The sequence below is a fragment of the Streptomyces sp. NPDC006332 genome (genome assembly GCF_040612855.1).
In the GTDB taxonomy this organism is placed as follows: Bacteria; Actinomycetota; Actinomycetes; order Streptomycetales; family Streptomycetaceae; genus Streptomyces.
The window spans coordinates 1-18552 of the sequence record NZ_JBEXRA010000020.1 but is presented as its reverse complement, the minus strand read 5'-3'; the positions used below and the strand labels follow the sequence as shown (position 1 = coordinate 18552).

Genomic DNA, 18552 nt, shown 5'->3' with positions numbered 1-18552 from the left:
TTCAGAAGTCCTTGAGGCGTTCCCGCAGGAGCTGCTTGGTGCGCTCCGCCGAGGCCGCCCGCGCCGACATGTGGTCCAGGACCTCCAGATGCGCGACGACCTCCTTGCGGGAGTCCAGGTAGAGGGCCCCGGTGAGGTACTCGGTGAACACCATGTCGGGCAGTTCCGGCTCGGTGAAGCGGAAGAGGGAGAACGGCGCGTACGTACCCGGGTGCGGACCCTGTGCGAACTCCGCGACCTGGAGCGTGATCCGGTCGTTCTCCGCCAGCTGGACGAGTTTGTCCAGCTGGTCGCGCATGACCTCGCCGTCGATGCTCACCGGCCGGCGCAGCACCGTCTCGTCCATGATCACCCACAGGTGCGGCGGGTTCGGGCGCTCCAGCAGCCCCTGCCGGGCCATCCGCAGCGACACATGTCGGTCGACCGTCCCCGGGTCCGCCTGCCCGATCGTCCCGGCCTCCATCACGGCGCGCGCGTAGGCCTCGGTCTGCAGCAGTCCCGGCACGAAGTGCGGCTCGTAGGAGCGGATGATCCCGGCGGCGCCCTCCAGGCTCACGTACATGCTGAACCACTCCGGCAGCACGTCGTGGAACCGCTGCCACCAGCCGGGCCGGTTGGCCTCCTCGGTCAGTGCCACGAACGCGGCCGCCTCGTCGTCGGCGACTCCGTACGTCTCCAACAGCACCTGCACGTACGGGATCTTCAGCGCGACGTCGGCCGTCTCCATCCGCCGTACGGTCGCGGGGGCCACCCGCAGCGCCCGCGCGGCCTCCTCGCGTTTGAGGCCGGCCGCCTCCCGCAGTTCCTGCAGCCGCCTGCCGAGCACCACCTGGCCCACCGTGGGAGCAGGACGCCGCTCACTCACGCCACGCCTCCCCTACGCGTCGAAGTCCGGATGCAGTGTGTCATGTTCCGCTGCCTGTCTCATCAGTCTCTCCGGGCCGGAACCGAGGCACACGCGACACGGGTGCCGTTTTGCGTCGGTGGCCCCATTACCCGCGGTATCAGCTGCCGTCCGCCTCCGCCACGTTGACCTGAGAGTCCCTCAAGGCAGCAGTGAGTGAAGGTACTTGACCGTCGACGGGTCGGCCGGGAGGAACGTCTCGATGGCCAGCTCGGAGACGGTCACGTCCATCGGGGTGTTGAAGGTGGAGATGGAGGAGACGAACGACAACGTCCGTCCCTCGTGCTCGATCCGCATGGGCAACGCGAAACAGGCACCCGGCTCGGCCGGTGGACCTGCCTCGTCGTCCTGCTCCGGCACCGGATACGCGGACACCTCGTCGTACAACGCCCGCAGCCGCTGCGAACGGCGCAGGGCGATCTGCCGCCCCATCTGCGCCAGCAGATGCCCGCGCCACTCACGGAGGTTGCGGATACGGGGTGCCAGGCCCTCCGGGTGGAGCGTCAGCCGCATCGCGTTCAGCGGCGGGACGAGCAGGGACTCCGGCACGCCCTCCAGCAGCATCAGGATGCCCCGGTTGGCCGCGACGACGTCGTACAGCGCGTCGACCACGAGCGCCGGGTAGGGCTCGTAGCCCTGGATGAGGCGCTCCATGCCCTCGCGCAGGGCCTCCAGCGCCGGGTCGGTCAGCGGGGTCTCGGGGTAGCGGGGCGCGTACCCGGCAGCCAGCAGCAGCGCGTTGCGCTCCCGGACGGGCACCTCCAGGTGCTCGGCCAGCCTGAGCACCATCTCCTCGCTCGGCCGTGAACGGCCCGTCTCGATGAAGCTGACGTGCCGGGCCGAGGAGTCCGCCCGCAGCGCCAACTCCAGCTGGCTGACCCGCCGTTCCTCCCGCCAGGCCCGCAGCAACGGGCCGACGCCCGGGTCGGCGGGGGCGGTGGGGGGAGCGGCGTCACCGGACGCGATGATCGTCATACGGACGACCGTAGCCGAGGAACGCCCGCCAGGAGCGGAGTCGCCTAGCCGGGGGACGGGCGCTCGACGGTCGACCTCGGGGAATGCGGCGCACCGGCGTGCACGACCGCCCGCCGGGAGGGGCGATCGGGGACGCCCTCGGCGACCCGATCCCTCGGAGACCCGTCTGACCAGGGCCGAAGCGGCCCAGCTGTGGCAGGCTGGACAAGCATCCGCAATTCAGGAAGGAGCGAGGTCATGCCCGTGGAACCGCTGTCGCAGAAGGAGATCGAGGACCGGCTCGCGGAACTGCCCGGCTGGTCGGTCGACGGCGACCGCCTCTCCCGGTCCTACCGGCTCGGCACGCACTTCGCCGCGACCGCGATGGTCGTCCACATCGCCCAGGTCCAGGAGGAGCTCGACCACCACTCCGACCTCACCCTCGGCTACAACACGGTGTCCCTCAGCGTGAACACGCACAGCGTGGGCGGCGCCGTGACCGAGCTGGACTTCGAGCTCGCCCACAAGGTGCAGGAGCTCGCCCCCGCCCACGGAGCCCAGTGACGGCGGTGCTGGACTACGACAAGGAGGCCGACGCCTACGACGTCACCCGCGGCGGCGAGCCCAGGGCCGCCGCGGCCGCAGAAGCCGTGCTCGGCCTGGTCCCCGAGGGTGCCCGGCGGCTCCTCGACGTCGCCTGCGGCACCGGGATCGTGACCCGGCGGTTCGCCGCGGCCCGCCCCGGCCTGCGGGTGACGGGCGTGGACCTGACCTACGGCATGGCCCGGACGGCCGCCGAACGTCTCCCCGGGGCGATCGTCCTGGCGGACAGCAGACGGCTGCCGTTCCCCGACGGCGCGTTCGACGCCGTCACCAGTGTCTGGCTGCTGAATCTGCTGGACGGTCCGGGCGATGTCCGCGAGGTCGTCGCCGAGTGTGCCCGCGTGCTGCGGCCGGGTGGCGCGTACGTCACCACCGTCGACAAGGCCGCCGCACACGACGTGGGCAGCGACATCGACGCGGTCCTCGCGCCGCGCCCGCGCCGGCCGGCCCAGGACGCCACCGAAGCCGTCACGTCGTACGCGGTCGCCTGCGGACTGGATCCGGTCGGCCGGGCCCGTTTCCCCGGCGTCGGTCAGGGGCGCAGCCCCCGCAGTACGGCCGCGGACCTGCGGCGCGGCTGGTTCACCCGGGTCCCGCCCGACGACCCGCTGGCCGAACGGTTCGCCGCGCGACTGGCGGCCCTCCCCGACCAGGACCGACGGCGCGCCGATCCGGTGTTCAGCGTGCTCGGGTTCCGCAAACCCGAGCGAAGTCCATGAACCGGTCGGTCACCCAGCCTCCCCGTCGTCCACCGACCAGGCCTGCCTCCGGCCGCACCGAGCAGGACGGCTTGGCGGTCGTCACCGTTCCTATCGAGCCCGTCGACCAACACCGCGCGCAGTTGGCTGGAAGACACGGCAACCCGGGCGAGCACGGCGGCGACTGACAGGGACCGGAATGCGTCCGTCCCCCCAGTTCAGGAGGCCCGTCCCGTGCAGCACCCGCACCCCCAGCCGCCCCCGCTCCCCGCCCCGCGCTCGCGCGCGCACCGCAGACGCCGCGTGCTCCTCGGCGCGATGACCGCAGCCGCGGCCCTGGTCGGCGCCGGACTCACCACACTCACCACCCCCGACACCTCCCCCACGCTCGAACTGACTCGCGCGGCAGGGTCCCCCGTGGCGGCCACCGCCCGGCAGGTCGAGAAGCTCGACCGCGGCGTGGTCAGCGTGCACACCGACAGCGGAAACCTGGTCAGCTGGCGCTGGCTCGGCACTGACCCCGGCGACGTCTCCTTCAACGTCTACCGGGCCGGTACGAAGGTCAACTCCACGCCGGTCACGGGCTCGACGAACTACTTCCACTCCGGCGCCCCCGCCCAGGCCGACTACACGGTCCGCGCGATCGTCGGGGGCGTGGAGCAGGCCGACTCCGTGCACGCGGTCCAACTCCGCACCGGCTACAAGGACGTTCCGATCTCCCCGCCGGCCGGCGGCACCACCCCCGACGGCGTCGCCTACACCTACGCGGCCAACGACGCCTCCGTCGCCGACCTCGACGGCGACGGCGCCCTCGACTTCGTCCTCAAGTGGCAGCCCACCAACGCCAAGGACAACTCGCAGTCCGGCTACACCGGCAACACCATCGTCGACGGCGTCAAACTCGACGGCACCCGCCTGTGGCGCGTCGACCTCGGCCGCAACATCCGCTCCGGCGCGCACTACACACAGTTCCAGGCGTACGACTACGACGGCGACGGCAAGGCCGAGGTCGCCATGAAGACCGCGGACGGCACGGTCGACGGCACCGGCACGGTCATCGGCAGCTCCTCGGCCGACCACCGCAACTCCAGCGGCTATGTGCTCTCCGGCCCCGAGTACCTGACCATGTTCAACGGGCAGACCGGCAAGGCGATGCAGAGCGTCGACTACGTCCCGGCCCGCGGCACGGTCTCCTCCTGGGGCGACTCGTACGGCAACCGGGTGGACCGTTTCCTCGCCGGCACCGCCTACCTGGACGGCGCCCGTCCCTCCCTGATCATGGCCCGCGGCTACTACACCCGGACGGTCGTCGCCGCCTGGGACTGGCGGGGCGGCACCTTCACCCGCCGTTGGACCTTCGACACCAACTCCTCCACCAACAGCGGCAAGGGCTACGACGGCCAGGGCTCACACAGCCTCTCCGTCGGGGACGTCGACGGCGACGGCAAGGACGAGATCGTCTACGGCGCGATGGCGGTCGACGACAACGGAAACGGCCTGTGGACGACCAGGACCGGGCACGGCGACGCCCAGCACCTCGGCGACCTCGACCCGTCGCACCCCGGCCTGGAGTACTTCAAGGTCTCGGAGTCCACCAGCCAGCCCGCCGAGCTGTACATCGACCCGGCGAACGGCACGGTCGACTGGAAGCTGGCCGCCTGCTGCGACAACGGCCGCGGCGTCGCCGCTGACATCTGGGCGGGCAACGACGGAGCCGAGGTCTGGTCGGCCTCCGACACCTCCATCCGCGACGAGTCGGGCGCGACGAAGGGCCGCGAACCGTCCTCGGCCAACTTCCTCTCCTGGTGGGACGGCGATCCCGTCCGCGAACTCCTCGACAACACCCATATCGACAAGTACGGCCCCTCGGGCGACACCCGGCTGCTGACCGGGTCCGACGTCCACTCCAACAACAGCACCAAGGCGACGCCTTCCCTGTCCGGTGACATCCTCGGCGACTGGCGCGAGGAAGTCGTCTGGCCCACGTCGAACAACACGGCCCTGCGGGTGTACTCCACGCCCATCGAGACCGGCACAAAGATCACGACCCTGCTGCACGACACGATGTACCGCACGGCACTCGCCTGGCAAAATACGGCTTACAACCAGCCCCCGCACCCGAGCTTCTTCCTCGGCAACGGCATGGCGACCGCGCCCCGGCCGACGGTCTACACCCCGTGACGCCGGCCACGCCCCTGAGCCGCTGACATCAACCGGATCCCGCGCCCTCCCACCGCCCCCACCGCGGGCACGGGGCGCGGGACCCACTCGTCATGAACACGTTTTCGTTACGAGATGTCCATATGCGCGTCTTCTCGGGGATGATTCACACTGCAAACAGCACCATCCCTGGGGGAGCCATGAGTCAGAACATCACGCCGCCGCCGATGCCGGGCTTCCCGCCCCCGCCGCAGCCGCCGCACCAGAAGAAGGGTCCCGCCAACGCGATCGTGCTCGGATCCGCGGCGGCCGTGATCGTCGCCATCGTCGCCACCGGCGTCGCGGTCGGGGCCAACGTCGCCGACGAGGCGAAACCCGCGCCCACGGTCACCGTCACCAAGACCGTGTCCCCCGAGGAGGCCGCCGCCGCGGCCGAGGACGCGTCCGAGGACCCGGCCCCCGAGGAAACCGACGACGACGGCGTCTACGCCCTGGACGACACCGTCACCTACGAAAGCGACGTGGACGTCAGCCTCTCGAAGTTCTCGCGGTCGGTCTCGGGCGAGTACGCGTCACCGGAGAACACCCCGTACGTGAAGTTCACCGTGAAGGTCGTCAACGGCGGGGACAAGACGCTCGACGCCACCATGCTGACGGTCAACTGCTCCTACGGAAAGGACGGGAGCAGCAGCGAGTCCATCTTCGACAGTGAGAACGGCCTCGACGGCGGACCCGACACGAAGGTGCTGGCCGGCCGGTCCCTCAACGTGCCGTGGGGTTGCGAACTCCCCAAGGGCGAGAAGCTGTTGCAGGTCGAGGTCGCTCCCGACTTCGACTCCGAGACGGCGATCTTCACCGGCAGTGTGAAGTAGGGCCACAGGTCAGGCCCGAGTTGCCGCGCGCCCCCGTCCGGTCCCGTGCCCGGACGGGGGCCCACGGCGTCAGTTCACCGCGCAGTTCTGGTCGCCCAGCTTGAACGCGGTCGGTTTCGGGTTGGTCCCCGACCAGCTTCCGGTGAAGCCGAAGCCCACCGAGGAGCCGGCCGCCACGGTCCCGTTCCAGCCGACGTTTCTCGCCGTCACCGCCGTACCGGACTGCGCGGTCTCGGCGTTCCACGCCTGGGTGACCTTCTGACCGGCCGCGAAGGCCCAGCCCAGTGACCAGCCGTTCCAGGCACCCGAACCGGTGTTGGTGAGCCGCACGTCCGCCTGGAAGCCGCCGGACCACTGGTTGGTGACCTTGTACGCCACCGAGCAGGCACCGGTGGGAGTGGGATCCGGGCCCGGCCCGGGATCCGTTCCGCCGCCGCTGTCCGAGCTGTCGCCGTAGATCACCCCGCGGCCGTTCGTCGACACGTACACCCGGCCGTACACCTGTGGGTCACCGGTGATCGCCCCACCCGTCCAACCCCACTGGTGGGCGTCGTCGTTGATGCGGGTCCAGGTCGCGCCCTTGTCGGTGGAACGGAAGATGCCGCGGACCCCGCCGATCTTCGCGCTGGTGTACAGCGTCTGGTACGACGCTCCCGTGGCCGCCTTGCCGAAGCCGATGGTGTCGGCCTGCTCGACGCCGGAGAGCTTGGTGAAGGAGGCCCCGCCGTCGGTGGAGTGCCACAGCCCGTACGCGCCGTCACTCGCCCCGCCGGCCAGCCACACATCGCCCTTCGTGCCGGGCAGCGCCTTGAAGCGCACGCTGTCCCCGCCGGGCAGACCGGTCGCCGAGGACGCCGTGAAGGTGGCGCCGCCGTCCGTACTGACGTAGAACTTCCCGGACTTGAAGCCGTAGAACGTCTTCGGGTCAGCCCGGTCGGACTCGACGATCGCGCCCGCCGGGATACCGCTGGATGCCGCCCACGAGGTGCCGAAGCCGGCCGCGTACCGCACGCCGGTGCCCTCCGGGCTCCACACGAACCGGCTGCCGTCGGCCGCCGCGGCCACCGTGCCGCCACCGCTGACGCCCGAAGGGTCGGTCCCCGCGAACCAGTTGGCACCGTTGTCCGTCGAGAAGGCGATGTGCGGGCCGGAGTCGAGGTTGCCGACCCGCACCACCGTGTTCGGGGTGGTCTCGGCGAAGTCCAGGCTGGTCGTGGTGGTGAAGTTCGGCGAGGTGAACATCATCGACGGGACCTTGGTGAGGTCCGTGTGGCGGAAGCCGCCGACGTCACCGAGCGCGCTGAGCAGCGGGGCGCCCGACGGGGGAGAGGCGAGGTCGTTGACCGCCGTCTCCTCCAGCCCCCGCACCATCGGTGTGACGGTGAACTTGCCGCCGCCGTCCCAGTTGGTGAGATTCTCGGTGCCGTACACCGTCGCACCCGTCCCGTACATCATCCGGTTCGAGTTGAACGGGTCGATCTCCAACGACTCCGTCATCCAGCCGAGTTTGGGCGCCTGCTCGGGCGGTGAGGGGTTCGCGCCCCAGGTCAGCCAGGGCGACGAGGAGACGTCGATCGTGTAGCGGTTCTCGCGGTTCCCGGACGACGCGTAGTCCCAGGCCTTCGTCCAGGTCGCGCCGCTGTCCGTGGAGCGGAAGATCTGGGTGTCCGGCCACCAGGAACTGTACGCGGTGGCCATCACGGTGCCGGGTTTTTGCCGGTCCACGGTCAGTCCGCTGAAGCCGTAGTAGGTGTCGGCCTCGGCGACCGGGCTGATGTTCGTCCAGGTGCCGGTGGCGGTCGCGTACCGCCACAGCTGCCCCTTGCCCCCGTCGTACGGACCGCCCTTGTCGCTGTAGGAGAGGTACAGATAGCCGTTCTTCGCGTCCAGCACGCCCTTGTGCGCGAGGTATCCCGTCGGCTGCCCCGCGAGCCGCGTCCAGGTCGCGCCCGCGTCCGTGGACCGGTACACCGCGTTGTCCTTGTCCGCGACCCCCACGTAGACGGTCTTCGTCGCGGTGCCCGCGGTGCCCGTCGACTCGTCGAAGGTGACCCACACGATGCCCTGGTTGTCGCTGGCGTAGCCGCTCGTGTCGGTCGGATCCTGCTGGTAGTCGCCGACATTGGGGAAGTTCGTCACCTGCGACCAGGTGACACCTGAGTCCGTCGACCGCCACAGGCCCTTGCCGCTCGGCGCCCCCAGGTACAGCACGCTGTCGCGGTTCGGGTCGATCGCGAGACGCTCGCCCATGCCCCGGCCGGGCATGTTGCCGCCCAGCTTGAACGGCAGGTTCGTCCGCTGCCAGCTCGCGCCCCGGTCCGACGAGCGCATGACCGCCCCGTTGCCCGGGTCCCAGCTGTTGGTGTACGTGCCGACCGCCGCGTACACCTTGTTCGGGTCGACGGAGTCGGAGGCCAGGCTCACCACGCCCGTGTGCCCCCAGTTGTCCCAGCCCACCGAGTCCAGCAGCGGTGTCCAGGTCTTCGTCGACTCCTGCCAGCGGTAGGCGCCGCCGATGTCGGTCCGGGCGTACGCCAGGTTCTTCTCGGCGCGGTTGAAGATGATGCCGGGGACGAAGCCGCCACCGTCGACGCGGGCGTTCTTCCAGGTGTACGTGTCGGCGGCGATCGCCGCCCGCTCGGGGCCGGCGGCCAGCGCGGGCGGCGTGCCAGCGAGCAGACCGGCCGCCAGCGCCAGCACGGCCGTGAGGATGCGGGTTCTTCGCACGGTGGGGGACCTTCCTTCCGGGAGGGCCGTTCAGGAGGAAAGCATGCGAGGACCGGGCGACCCCCAGTGCGGGAGAAGGCCGCCCGGCCGACCGGCCCCGTCGTCAGGTGACGAGACCACGTACGCGAAACTTCCAAGCGGTTCCGCAGAAGAAGCGGTGCCTACAGCGCCCCGTTAGGGGCGCGGGGAACTGCGCGACCAGCCACGACGGACCCGCAGTCGAAGAACCGCCCTCTGAGCAGAGCGCATGGCGGGGACTATTCGAGAAGCTCCGCGTACGAGCCCATGGCCAGGGCGATGTCCGCCTGGGCCCAGAACCGGTGGTACGTGAAGGAGGGCGCCGCTCCGCCCGCCAGGTAGGCCTCGATCTTCGACCAGGCCGGGTCGTCCTCGTAGAAGGAACGGATGGACTCGAAGGTGGACGAGGAATTGATCGCGTCGCCGTTCGGCATCGTCCCGGTCCAGCCGGACGGGATGAACACGCCGTCGTCGAAGCGGTTGTAGTCGGCGCGGGTCTCCGGGACGGCGATGCCCAGGCTGTCCTGGTGGTTCTTCCACATGCCGTCGAGGAGCGCCTTGGCGGTCGTCGCGGCCTGGGTGTCACCGGAGCGGTCCGCGTAGTACGTCAGGGTCTTGGCGTACGCGGCGGCCACGCCGACGTCGTCGGTGTAGTCGGCGACGGTGACGTGCAGGCCGCTGTTGGCGCCCGGGCTGGTGGCGTTCCAGGTGTCGGGCTGGCCCGACCACTGGAGCGTCGACGGGATCAGATAGGTGCCGTCCGGGTTGACGGTGGTCTTGGACAGCGCCCACGTGACCCACTTGTCGAGGACCGCCTTCGCGGAAGCGTTCCCCGTCTGCTGGTAGTACTCCGCCACCCGTTCCATCGACCACGCCTGGAAGCCGAACCACTGGTTGGACGGCGGGTCGTGGTACACCGGCTGCTGGTCGTAGTACATGCCGTAGAACGTCGACTTGCCGGCCGGCGGGGTCGCGTACCGGCCCGCCCAGCTGTTGGTCGCGCCGCCCGCGATGGCGCCCTCGTTCGACTGCAGCCAGCGGTAGAACTCCAGCTGCCGGTCGAGCGACTTGGCCCAGTCCGCCGCTCCCGTCGCCGACTTGGGCTTCAGGTCGGCGTAGGAGCTCAGCGCGTAGGCGGCCAGCGGATTCTGGTAGCCGCCGTGCGCGTGGCTGGAACCGATGCGCCAGGCCCAGCCCGCCGAGGTGTCGGTGGCGCCGCCCCACGCGTAGTACCAGGACATCAGGTACATCGAGGCGTCCTTGCCGGTACCGGCCGGGCAGGTCGACGGTCCGACACAGTTGCCGACCTTCTTGAAGTACTTGTCGTACATCGAGTAGCGCAGGTAGTCGCCCATCTTCGCGGCCTTGCCGACGGTCGCCGAGACGGCACTGCCCTTGCCCTGCTGCTTGGCCCAGACGTCCGCCCAGTACGCGGCCTGCACCGCGCGCGCGTCGGCGTCCGGGGCGTTGGTGAACTTCCACTGCTTGGCGTAGGAGGCGTCACCGGTGAACAGGTCCAGGTAGCCGTTCCTGCCGCCGTACTTGAAGGCGTCACAGGTCGGCTGCGGCACGGTCTCCCACACCGACTCCTGCGCACCGCGCTGGAAGGTGTTGATGTACGACGGTCCGGTGTCCGTGGGACCCGCCTCGCACTTGCCGGGCGAGTTGCCGTAGCCGTACACGTTGTCGACGTCCTGCAGCCAGTGCATGCCGTAGACGTCGTCGGTGCCGTAGGCGCTCTTCAGCTCACCGGCGATCGGGTCCGAACCGACCGAGACCGACGTGTCGAGCTTCGCCGGGTACTCGTTCGGGGTGTCCAGCTCGGGCGCGTAGGTGGCCGGCTTCGAGACGTTGTAGAAGGAGTTCGTCGGCTGGTCGGCGTGGGTGGGGATCATGTACTTCTCCATGATCTCCCAGGCGCCGTTGAACTTCGTCCAGTCGCCGGTGACCTTGCCGTACATGGCCTGCAGCCACAGGAGGTAGCTGTACGCCTCCGAGGTCGTCTCGTGGCCGTTGTCGGGCGCCTCGACGATCAGCGTCTCGACCGAGTGGTAGGGGATGCCCTCGGGGGAGAAGTAGCCGTTGGCCGGGTTGGTGATCTTGCCGTACAGCTCCAGGAACCGGGCGTCGTACGTCTTGGCCGCCGCGATCTGGGTGACCGTCACCGAGGCCTTGCCGTGACCGGTGGCCGTCGACTCGAACGTCGCCGCGCCGGTCCCGGAGGAGTCCGCTGTGATCGTCACCTTCTGCGCGGTGCTCCAGTTCGACGGCGTGAAGGTGAGCGACGCCCCGCCGGTCACCGTGAGGCCCGAGTTGCCGGTGGTGCGTGCGGTGGTCACGGTCACGTTGGCGGACGGCTGCGTGGACAGCTTCACGTCGTACGTGGCCGTCTTGCCCTGCTGGACGGCCAGTTGGTTGGTCGAGGCCACCACGGCGGGACCCGAGGCGACCGTGATGCCGACCGGCGTGGACTCCGCGGACGCGCCCAGGCTGTCGTACGCCTTCGCCAGCAACGAATGACTGCCCACGGTCAAGCCAGAAGCGGAGAACGAGTAGGGCGCGCTCGTGTCGGTGCCCAGCAGCGTGGTGTTGTCGTAGAACTCGACCTTGCTGATCGTCGCGCCGTCCGCGGCGGCGGCGGTCGCCGCGAGCGGGACAGCGCCGCCCTGGGTGTAGACCGCGCCCGCGGTGGGGCTGGTGAGCACGGTGATCGGCGGCTGGTGGGCACCCGTGCAACTGGTGCCGTTGACCGCGAAGTTCGTCGGCGCGGCGTTGGTGCCGCTGTACGTGAACTGCGCGCCGGTCGACACCGCCGCACCGGCCGCGATCCTGGCGTTGTAGGTGGCGTTCTTCGCCGTGATGGTCTGGCCGGACTGGGACCAGGTGCCGTTCCAGCCGTTCGTCAGCTTCTGGTTACCGGTGTAACCGTAGGTGAGGGTCCAGCCGTCGATGGCGTCCGTGCCGCGGTTGGTGATCGTCAGTTCCGCGGTGAAACCGGCACCCCAGTCGTTGGTCTTGTAGTCGACGCTGCACTGAAGTGGCGCCGCCTGAGCAGGAGTTGAACCCGCACTCAGCATCGTGAACGGAAGCGCGAGGGCCGCCACGACAGCGGTCCACATACGCCGAGCGGCCCGGCGTCTTTGCGTGGGGGGCATGTGCTGGTTCCTCCTTGCGGCTCGGAGAAGTCAAGGCTTGAACCAGTGGGAGCGCTCCCATAGTGGGGACGGGTGTGGTAAGGGTCAAGGTGCTTGAAGAGTCGAAAAGATTCGACGCGGGGTGTTGAAGGAAAGTCAGTGACCCCTCTGTTCTTTGCCGTCACTTGGCGCTACCTTCCTTGACACCAGTGGGAGCGGTTCCATCAGTCGACGCGTTGGTCACGACGCGCCTGATCTGCAAGGAGTCGCTCATGCGACACCCCCCTCCTTCAGTAGTTTTAGCCGTCACCGCCGCGGTCGCCCTTCTCGGGTCCGTGACGGTGCCGGCGGTCACGGCGTCCGCGGCCGTCCCTGCCTGCACGGTGGAGTACTCCGTCACCAGCCAGTGGGACACCGGCTTCCAGGGTGCCGTGAGGATCACCAACAACACGGCTGCACTGAGCGGCTGGAACCTCACCTTCGACCTCGCGGGCGGCCAGAAGGTCAGCCAGGGCTGGAACGCCAAGTGGTCCCAGTCCGGCACGACCGTCACCGCCGCCAACGAGAGCTACAACGGACAGCTCGGCAGCGGCGCGAGCGTCAGTGCCGGGTTCATCGCGTCCCGGTCGGGCGGCGGCACCGTACCGACGACCTTCACACTCAACGGCACCCTCTGCAACACCGACTCCGACCCGACGGACCCGACGGACCCGACCGACCCGACGGATCCGACCGATCCGCCGGCCCCCGGTGACGGCACGGCACCTGTCCTGCGGGTCCTGGGCAACAAGCTGGTGGACAGCGCGGGCAGGACCCGCCGCATGCTCGGTGTGAACCGCTCGGGCGGCGAGTTCATGTGCGTGCAGGGCCGTGGCATCTGGGACGGCCCGGTCGACGACGCCTCGGTCAAGGCGATCGCCGACTGGAAGGCCAACACCGTCCGCATCCCGCTCAACGAGGAGTGCTGGCTGGGCCTGTCCAACATCCCAGCGCAGTACGCCGGCGCCAACTACGTCAACGCGGTCAAGGACCTGGTGGCGAAGGTCAGGGCGCACGGCCTGACACCCATGCTCGAACTGCACTGGACCTACGGCCAGTACACCGGCAACTCGTCCGGCTGCTCCGACGTGCACGCCAGCTGCCAGAAGCCGATGCCCGACATGCAGTACACGCCGTCCTTCTGGACGTCGGTGGCGAACACCTTCAAGGGCGATCCGACCGTGGTGTTCGACCTGTTCAACGAGCCCTACCCGGACCGTGCGACCGCCACGACCACCCAGGCATGGCAGTGCTGGCGGGACGGCGGCACCTGCCCCGGCATCGGGTACCAGGTGGCCGGCATGCAGGATCTGGTCGACGCGATCCGGGGCACCGGCGCGAAGAACCTGATCCTGGCCGGCGGACTGGCCTACTCCAACGACCTGAGCCAGTGGCTCACGTACCGGCCCACAGACCCGGCGGGCAATCTCGCCGCCGCCTGGCACGTCTACAACTTCAACACCTGCTCGAACGAGAGCTGCTGGAACTCCACACTCGCCCCGGTCGCCGCCCAAGTGCCGCTCGTGGCCGGGGAGATCGGCGAGAACACCTGCTCACACGGTTTCGTCGACCAGGTCATGAAGTGGTTCGACGACCGCGGACTGTCCTACCTGGGCTGGACCTGGAACACCTGGAACTGCGCCACCGGTCCGTCCCTGATCTCCAGTTACGACGGCACCCCCACCGCGTACGGAATCGGGCTGCGTGATCACCTGCGCGCCCTGAACGGCTGACACCCGCAACCGAGAGGGAACCCGCACTCATGAGTCGTACCAGAACCGCGTTGCTTTCCGCCCTGGCGCTGGTCGCCGGGGCCTCCGGGACGGCGTTCGCCGTCGCCGGGGACGCAGCTGTCGCCGCAGTCCCCTGCACCGTCGACTACAAGGTGCAGAACCAGTGGGACACCGGCTTCACCGCCAACGTCACCGTCACCAACAACAGTACCGCCAAGTCGAGTTGGGCGGTGAAGTGGGCGTACGCCGGTAACCAGAAGGTCACCAGTGGCTGGAACGCCAAGGTCAGCCAGAGCGGCTCCACCGTCACCGCGGCCAACGAGAGCTACAACGGCTCGCTGGCCACCGGCGGCTCGGTCAGTTTCGGCTTCCAGGGCACCTACAGCGGCACCAACGCGATCCCGGCCGCCTTCACCCTCGACGGCGTGACCTGCAACGTCGACGGCGGCGGCCCCACCGACCCCACTGATCCCACGGACCCGACGGACCCCGGTGGCGGCACCCGGGTCGACAACCCCTACAGCGGCGCCAAGGTGTACGTGAACCCGGAGTGGTCCGCGAAGGCCGCGGCCGAGCCCGGCGGCAGCCGTATCTCCAACCAGCCGACCGGCGTCTGGCTGGACCGCATCGCAGCGATCAACGGTGTCAACGGCGGGATGGGCCTGCGCGCCCACCTCGACGAGGCACTGAAGCAGAAGGGCTCCGGCCAGCTCGTCGTCCAGCTGGTGATCTACAACCTGCCCGGACGGGACTGCGCGGCCCTCGCCTCCAACGGCGAGCTCGGACCGACGGAGATCGACAAGTACAAGACGCAGTACATCGACCCGATCAAGACGATCCTCGCCGACGCGAAGTACGCCTCCCTGCGGATCGTCACCACCATCGAGATCGACTCGCTGCCCAACCTCGTCACCAACACCGGCAGCCGGCCCACCGCCACCCCGCAGTGCGACGTGATGAAGGCCAACGGCAACTACCAGAAGGGCGTCGGCTACGCCCTGAACAAGCTGGGTGACGTGCCCAACGTCTACAACTACATCGACGCCGGACACCACGGCTGGATCGGCTGGGACGACAACTTCGCGGCCAGCGCCACCGTGATGAAGGAGGCGGCCACCTCGGAGGGCGCCACCGTCAACGACGTGCACGGCTTCATCACCAACACGGCCAACTACAGCGCCCTGAAGGAGAACAACTTCTCCATCAACGACAACGCGGGCGGCAAGTCGGTCCGCGAGTCGAAGTGGGTGGACTGGAACCGGTACACGGACGAGCTGTCGTTCGCCCAGGCCTTCCGCAACCAGTTGGTCACCACCGGCTTCAACTCCGGCATCGGCATGCTGATCGACACCTCCCGCAACGGCTGGGGCGGCACCGCACGGCCCACCGGCCCCGGTGCGACGACGGACGTCGACACCTACGTCAACGGCGGCCGCTACGACCGCCGTATCCACATCGGCAACTGGTGCAACCAGTCCGGTGCCGGTCTCGGCGAACGCCCGAAGGCCGGCCCGGCCGCCGGGATCGACGCGTACGTCTGGATGAAGCCCCCGGGTGAGTCCGACGGCTCCAGCAGCGCGATCCCGAACGACGAGGGCAAGGGCTTCGACCGGATGTGCGACCCGACCTACACGGGCAACCCGCGCAACGGCAACAACATGTCCGGCGCCCTGCCGAACGCCCCGGTCTCCGGGCACTGGTTCTCGGCCCAGTTCCAGGAGCTGATGAAGAACGCCTACCCGGCGCTGTAGCGGCCTGGGCGATGCGCCGGGGGCGGGCCCTCGCGGGCCGGACCCCGGCACATCGGGTGCGTGGCTGTCCTTGGTCCCCGTCCGGCCGCAGGTGGTGCGGCCGGCCGGGGACCGTTCCTTCTCACCGTGCCTCATGCCGTTTTTCGCCGTGTCGTGTGCCGGATTTCTTGCCGGGTTTCTTGCCGGGTCGGCAACAGTGGTGGCCCGGGAGCGGTGCGTCGGCGCACGCTGGCCGTATCGCGACGAGAGGCTGACCACCATGGCGCACCCACACCACGACCTCGGGCACGACCACGACCACGACCGGTCCGGTCACGATCACGGCCACGGCGGCACCGACACTGACGTCGACTGGAACGAACATGCTCCGATGCTGGAGTCCCAGGCGGAGCTGTTCACCCCCCTGTACGAGCGGGCTCTGGCCTGGCTCGGGCACAAGCAGACCGACCCCGGGCTGATCGTCGACGCGGGCAGCGGTCCCGGCGTCATCTCCTGCCTGCTCGCGGATGCCTTCCCCGGAGCCCGGGTCGTCGCCGTGGACGCCACCGAGCCACTGCTGGAACGGGCCCGCGCCCGGGCCGCCCGGCTCGGCGTCGCCGACCGCTTCGGCACCCTCGCCGGTGAACTGCCCGGTGTCCTGGACGACTTGGAGTACCCCGCCGACCTGCTGTGGGCCAGCCACAGCCTGCACCACATCGGCGACCAGCGGGCCGCCCTCGCCGGCTTCGCCGCCAGGCTGGCTCCCGGTGGGACGCTTGCCCTGCTGGAGGGTGGCCTGTCCGCCCGCTTCCTGCCCCGTGACATCGGCATCGGTCGGCCAGGACTACAGGCGCGGCTGGACGCGCTGGAGGAGGAGTGGTTCGCGCGGATGCGCGCGGACCTGCCCGGCACCGTCGCCGAGGCCGAGGACTGGCCGGGGCTGATGGCCGCCGCGGGCCTGCGGCACACCGGCACCCGCAGCTTCCTGCTCGACCTGCCCGCCCCCACCACCGACCGGGCCCGCGCCCATGCGGCCGCCACCCTCTCCCGCCTGCGCGACGGCTTCGGCGACCACCTCGACACCACCGACCGGGCCACCCTCGACCGACTGCTCGACCCCGAGGACCCGGCGAGCGTGCACCGCCGACGGGACGTCTTCGTGCTGGCGGCGCGCACGGTGTACACGGCGGAACGTACGGGCTGAGACCGTCGGGACCCCGCCCGGCACATCCGGCGGCCACGGAATCCTCCGCCCTTGACTTGGAGAGCACTCCAACTGATGGAATTCCGGCGTCGCTTGAACACATCAAGGCAACACAGGGGGATTCATGACCGACTCTCACGACGCTCCGGTAGCACTGATCACCGGCGGTGGCAGCGGCATCGGTGCCGCGGTCGCCCGGCGGCTGCTCGACGCCGGGCACCGCGTGGCCGTCACCGGCCGCGGTGAGGCCCGGCTGCGCGGCTTCGCCGAGGAACTCGGTGATCCGGACGGCCTGTTGACGTTCGTCGGCAACGCGGCCGACTACGACGACGTGCGCTCGGCGGTCGACCGTACGCTCAAGGAGTTCGGTCGGCTCGACACCGTCGTCGCCAACGCCGGGGTCGCCACCCACGACTCCGTCGCGGAGGGTGACCCCACGGGCTGGACCGAGATGGTGCTGACCAACGTGCTCGGCCCCGCGCTGCTCATCCGCGCCTCGATCGACGCGCTGAAGGAGACCCGGGGCCGGATCGTGCTGGTCGGCAGCGTCGCCGGGTTCGTGCCCACGCCCGGCAACATCTACGGGGCGACGAAGTTCGCGGTGACCGGCCTCGCCGAGAACGCCCGCCGTGAGGTGACCGAGTTCGGGGTGGGCGTGACACTGATCGCGCCGGGCCGGGTGGAGACCCCGTTCTGGGACAGCTACGGCAGTCTGCCGCCCGGCCATCTGCTCACCGCCGACCAGATCGCCGACTCGATCGTGTGGGCCGTCGGGCAGCCCGTCGGCGTCGACGTCAACACGGTCGTCGTACGGCCGATCGGGCAGCCCAACTAACAGGTTCTGTACGTCAGTTGTCCCGCAGGAACTGCTGCGCGAGGCGGTCGCCGAGGGTGACCGCCGCGTTGTGGTTCTCGATGGGGGACACCTGGGAGTTCTTGAACAGGATGTAGGTCACCCCGGAGTCGGTTCCGCCGGACTCCGGGTCCGGGTCGATGCCGAGGGCCTTGGCGGTGGCGTAGGAGGCCTCGCCGATGATCTTCGAGGGGCCGGTGTCGCCGACGACGGCGTACTCGACCTTGTTGTTGTAGATCACGGCGACCACGCCGCCGCCCTTGATGCCGGCGCCGGAGTAGTTCCAGATGCTGCTGGAGCTGGGCACGACGACGTACGGCAGTGAATCGGCCTTCAGCGGCTTGCCGTTGGACTGGTGGAACGCCGTGTCGTCCTGGTACCAGGGGTCGGTGTCCTCGTTGCACTTCGAGGTGCGCTGGCCGTCGCAGTCGATGTCCATGTCGGCCTTCCAGAACACCGCGCCGTTCTTGCCGCACACCGGGATCGTGGCCGAAGTCTCGTCGTCGGTCCGGTACTTGCCGTTGGAGAGCTGGGAGCAGCCCGACACCTTGGCGAGCAGGTCGGCCGCGCTGACCGTGCCCTCCTGGGGGGACGCCGGTGAGGGGGCGCCGGTGGCGGTCGAGGGGAGCACTCCGGCGGTGAGCAGGGCGGCCGAGCAGGCCACGGCGAGGGTCAGTGGTCGCATACGCACTGTGGGGACCCTTCTGTTAGGAAAGTTTCCTTACCTGACGGGAACCAAGGTGCCCCTCTCGGCATGGCCGCGTCAATCCTCTGGACGGCGGTCCGTCACGACTTCCGTTCACAGGCCGGGCACGACGGCGCCCCGGCACGACAGCGCCCCGGGACCACGTCGGGCGAGTCCGTGCTGCCGGGCGTACGGCTGGCCGTGGAGGGTTACGTGAACTTCTGCATACCTGACGCGC

13 protein-coding genes are annotated in these 18552 nt (G+C 69.5%); 8 read left to right on the top strand and 5 right to left on the bottom strand.

The genetic code is table 11. From position 1 onward, the window contains the following. Nucleotide 1 precedes the first annotated feature (1 nt). Together ABZ027_RS19475 and ABZ027_RS19470 are read right to left on the bottom strand one after the other, a co-directional pair. The gene (locus tag ABZ027_RS19475) at nt 2-865 is read right to left on the bottom strand and encodes a helix-turn-helix transcriptional regulator (protein ID WP_356769844.1); all 864 of its coding nucleotides are present in this window, start codon (nt 863-865) and stop codon (nt 2-4) included. Nucleotides 866-1045: 180 nt separating this feature from the next. Further along, nucleotides 1046-1879 (bottom strand): helix-turn-helix transcriptional regulator, encoded by an 834-nt coding sequence (locus ABZ027_RS19470; protein ID WP_356769842.1) that lies wholly within the window; start codon nt 1877-1879, stop codon nt 1046-1048. 237 nt (nt 1880-2116) lie between these two features. Here ABZ027_RS19470 and ABZ027_RS19465 point away from each other — a divergent pair, with 237 nt between their 5' ends. The 4 genes from ABZ027_RS19465 to ABZ027_RS19450 all read left to right on the top strand — a co-directional run bounded on the left by ABZ027_RS19465 (nt 2117) and on the right by ABZ027_RS19450 (nt 6191). Next, on the top strand, nt 2117-2422 hold the full coding sequence (locus ABZ027_RS19465; protein WP_356769840.1) for a 4a-hydroxytetrahydrobiopterin dehydratase: 306 nt from the start codon (nt 2117-2119) through the stop codon (nt 2420-2422). 5 nt (nt 2423-2427) lie between these two features. Then, nucleotides 2428-3180 (top strand): class I SAM-dependent methyltransferase, encoded by a 753-nt coding sequence (locus ABZ027_RS19460; protein WP_356770047.1) that lies wholly within the window; start codon nt 2428-2430, stop codon nt 3178-3180. Between the two features lie 297 nt (nt 3181-3477). Beyond that, a complete protein-coding gene (locus ABZ027_RS19455) occupies nt 3478-5340 on the top strand; it encodes a rhamnogalacturonan lyase (protein ID WP_356770045.1) in 1863 nt (620 codons plus the stop codon). A gap of 179 nt (nt 5341-5519) precedes the next feature. Then, a complete protein-coding gene (locus ABZ027_RS19450) occupies nt 5520-6191 on the top strand; it encodes a hypothetical protein (RefSeq protein WP_356769838.1) in 672 nt (223 codons plus the stop codon). A gap of 69 nt (nt 6192-6260) precedes the next feature. Here ABZ027_RS19450 and ABZ027_RS19445 read toward each other — a convergent pair whose 3' ends face one another. Next, nucleotides 6261-8918, bottom strand: coding sequence for a cellulose binding domain-containing protein (locus tag ABZ027_RS19445; protein ID WP_356769836.1), 2658 nt, complete (start codon nt 8916-8918; stop codon nt 6261-6263). A gap of 257 nt (nt 8919-9175) precedes the next feature. Continuing rightward, nucleotides 9176-12091 (bottom strand): glycoside hydrolase family 48 protein, encoded by a 2916-nt coding sequence (locus ABZ027_RS19440; RefSeq protein ID WP_356769834.1) that lies wholly within the window; start codon nt 12089-12091, stop codon nt 9176-9178. Nucleotides 12092-12342: 251 nt separating this feature from the next. Here ABZ027_RS19440 and ABZ027_RS19435 point away from each other — a divergent pair, with 251 nt between their 5' ends. From ABZ027_RS19435 to ABZ027_RS19420, 4 genes are all read left to right on the top strand, one after another. Continuing rightward, on the top strand, nt 12343-13842 hold the full coding sequence (locus tag ABZ027_RS19435; protein WP_356769832.1) for a cellulase family glycosylhydrolase: 1500 nt from the start codon (nt 12343-12345) through the stop codon (nt 13840-13842). A 29-nt stretch (nt 13843-13871) separates the two neighbouring features. After that, nucleotides 13872-15593 carry a glycoside hydrolase family 6 protein gene (locus ABZ027_RS19430; RefSeq protein WP_356769831.1) on the top strand — a complete coding sequence of 574 codons (1722 nt, stop codon included), beginning with the start codon at nt 13872-13874 and terminating at the stop codon, nt 15591-15593. Between the two features lie 259 nt (nt 15594-15852). Beyond that, on the top strand, nt 15853-16776 hold the full coding sequence (locus ABZ027_RS19425; protein WP_356769829.1) for a class I SAM-dependent methyltransferase: 924 nt from the start codon (nt 15853-15855) through the stop codon (nt 16774-16776). A gap of 124 nt (nt 16777-16900) precedes the next feature. Then, complete coding sequence (locus tag ABZ027_RS19420) at nt 16901-17611, top strand: SDR family oxidoreductase (protein ID WP_356769827.1); 711 nt, start codon at nt 16901-16903, stop codon at nt 17609-17611. Nucleotides 17612-17624: 13 nt separating this feature from the next. Here ABZ027_RS19420 and ABZ027_RS19415 read toward each other — a convergent pair whose 3' ends face one another. Then, entirely contained in the window at nt 17625-18320 is a 696-nt protein-coding gene (locus ABZ027_RS19415) for a glycoside hydrolase family 75 protein (RefSeq protein ID WP_356769825.1), read from the bottom strand. Between the last annotated feature and the right edge of the window lie 232 nt (nt 18321-18552).

Excerpts from the sequence above, each read along its gene's own strand:
- ABZ027_RS19470 (WP_356769842.1), bottom strand. The coding sequence starts at position 1,879 with ATGACGATCATCGCGTCCGGTGACGCCGCTCCCCCCACCGCCCCCGCC.
- ABZ027_RS19465 (WP_356769840.1), top strand. The coding sequence starts at position 2,117 with ATGCCCGTGGAACCGCTGTCGCAGAAGGAGATCGAGGACCGGCTCGCG.
- ABZ027_RS19455 (WP_356770045.1), top strand. The coding sequence starts at position 3,478 with ATGACCGCAGCCGCGGCCCTGGTCGGCGCCGGACTCACCACACTCACC.
- ABZ027_RS19450 (WP_356769838.1), top strand. The coding sequence starts at position 5,520 with ATGAGTCAGAACATCACGCCGCCGCCGATGCCGGGCTTCCCGCCCCCG.
- ABZ027_RS19440 (WP_356769834.1), bottom strand. The coding sequence starts at position 12,091 with ATGCCCCCCACGCAAAGACGCCGGGCCGCTCGGCGTATGTGGACCGCT.
- ABZ027_RS19435 (WP_356769832.1), top strand. The coding sequence starts at position 12,343 with ATGCGACACCCCCCTCCTTCAGTAGTTTTAGCCGTCACCGCCGCGGTC.
- ABZ027_RS19430 (WP_356769831.1), top strand. The coding sequence starts at position 13,872 with ATGAGTCGTACCAGAACCGCGTTGCTTTCCGCCCTGGCGCTGGTCGCC.
- ABZ027_RS19425 (WP_356769829.1), top strand. The coding sequence starts at position 15,853 with ATGGCGCACCCACACCACGACCTCGGGCACGACCACGACCACGACCGG.
- ABZ027_RS19420 (WP_356769827.1), top strand. The coding sequence starts at position 16,901 with ATGACCGACTCTCACGACGCTCCGGTAGCACTGATCACCGGCGGTGGC.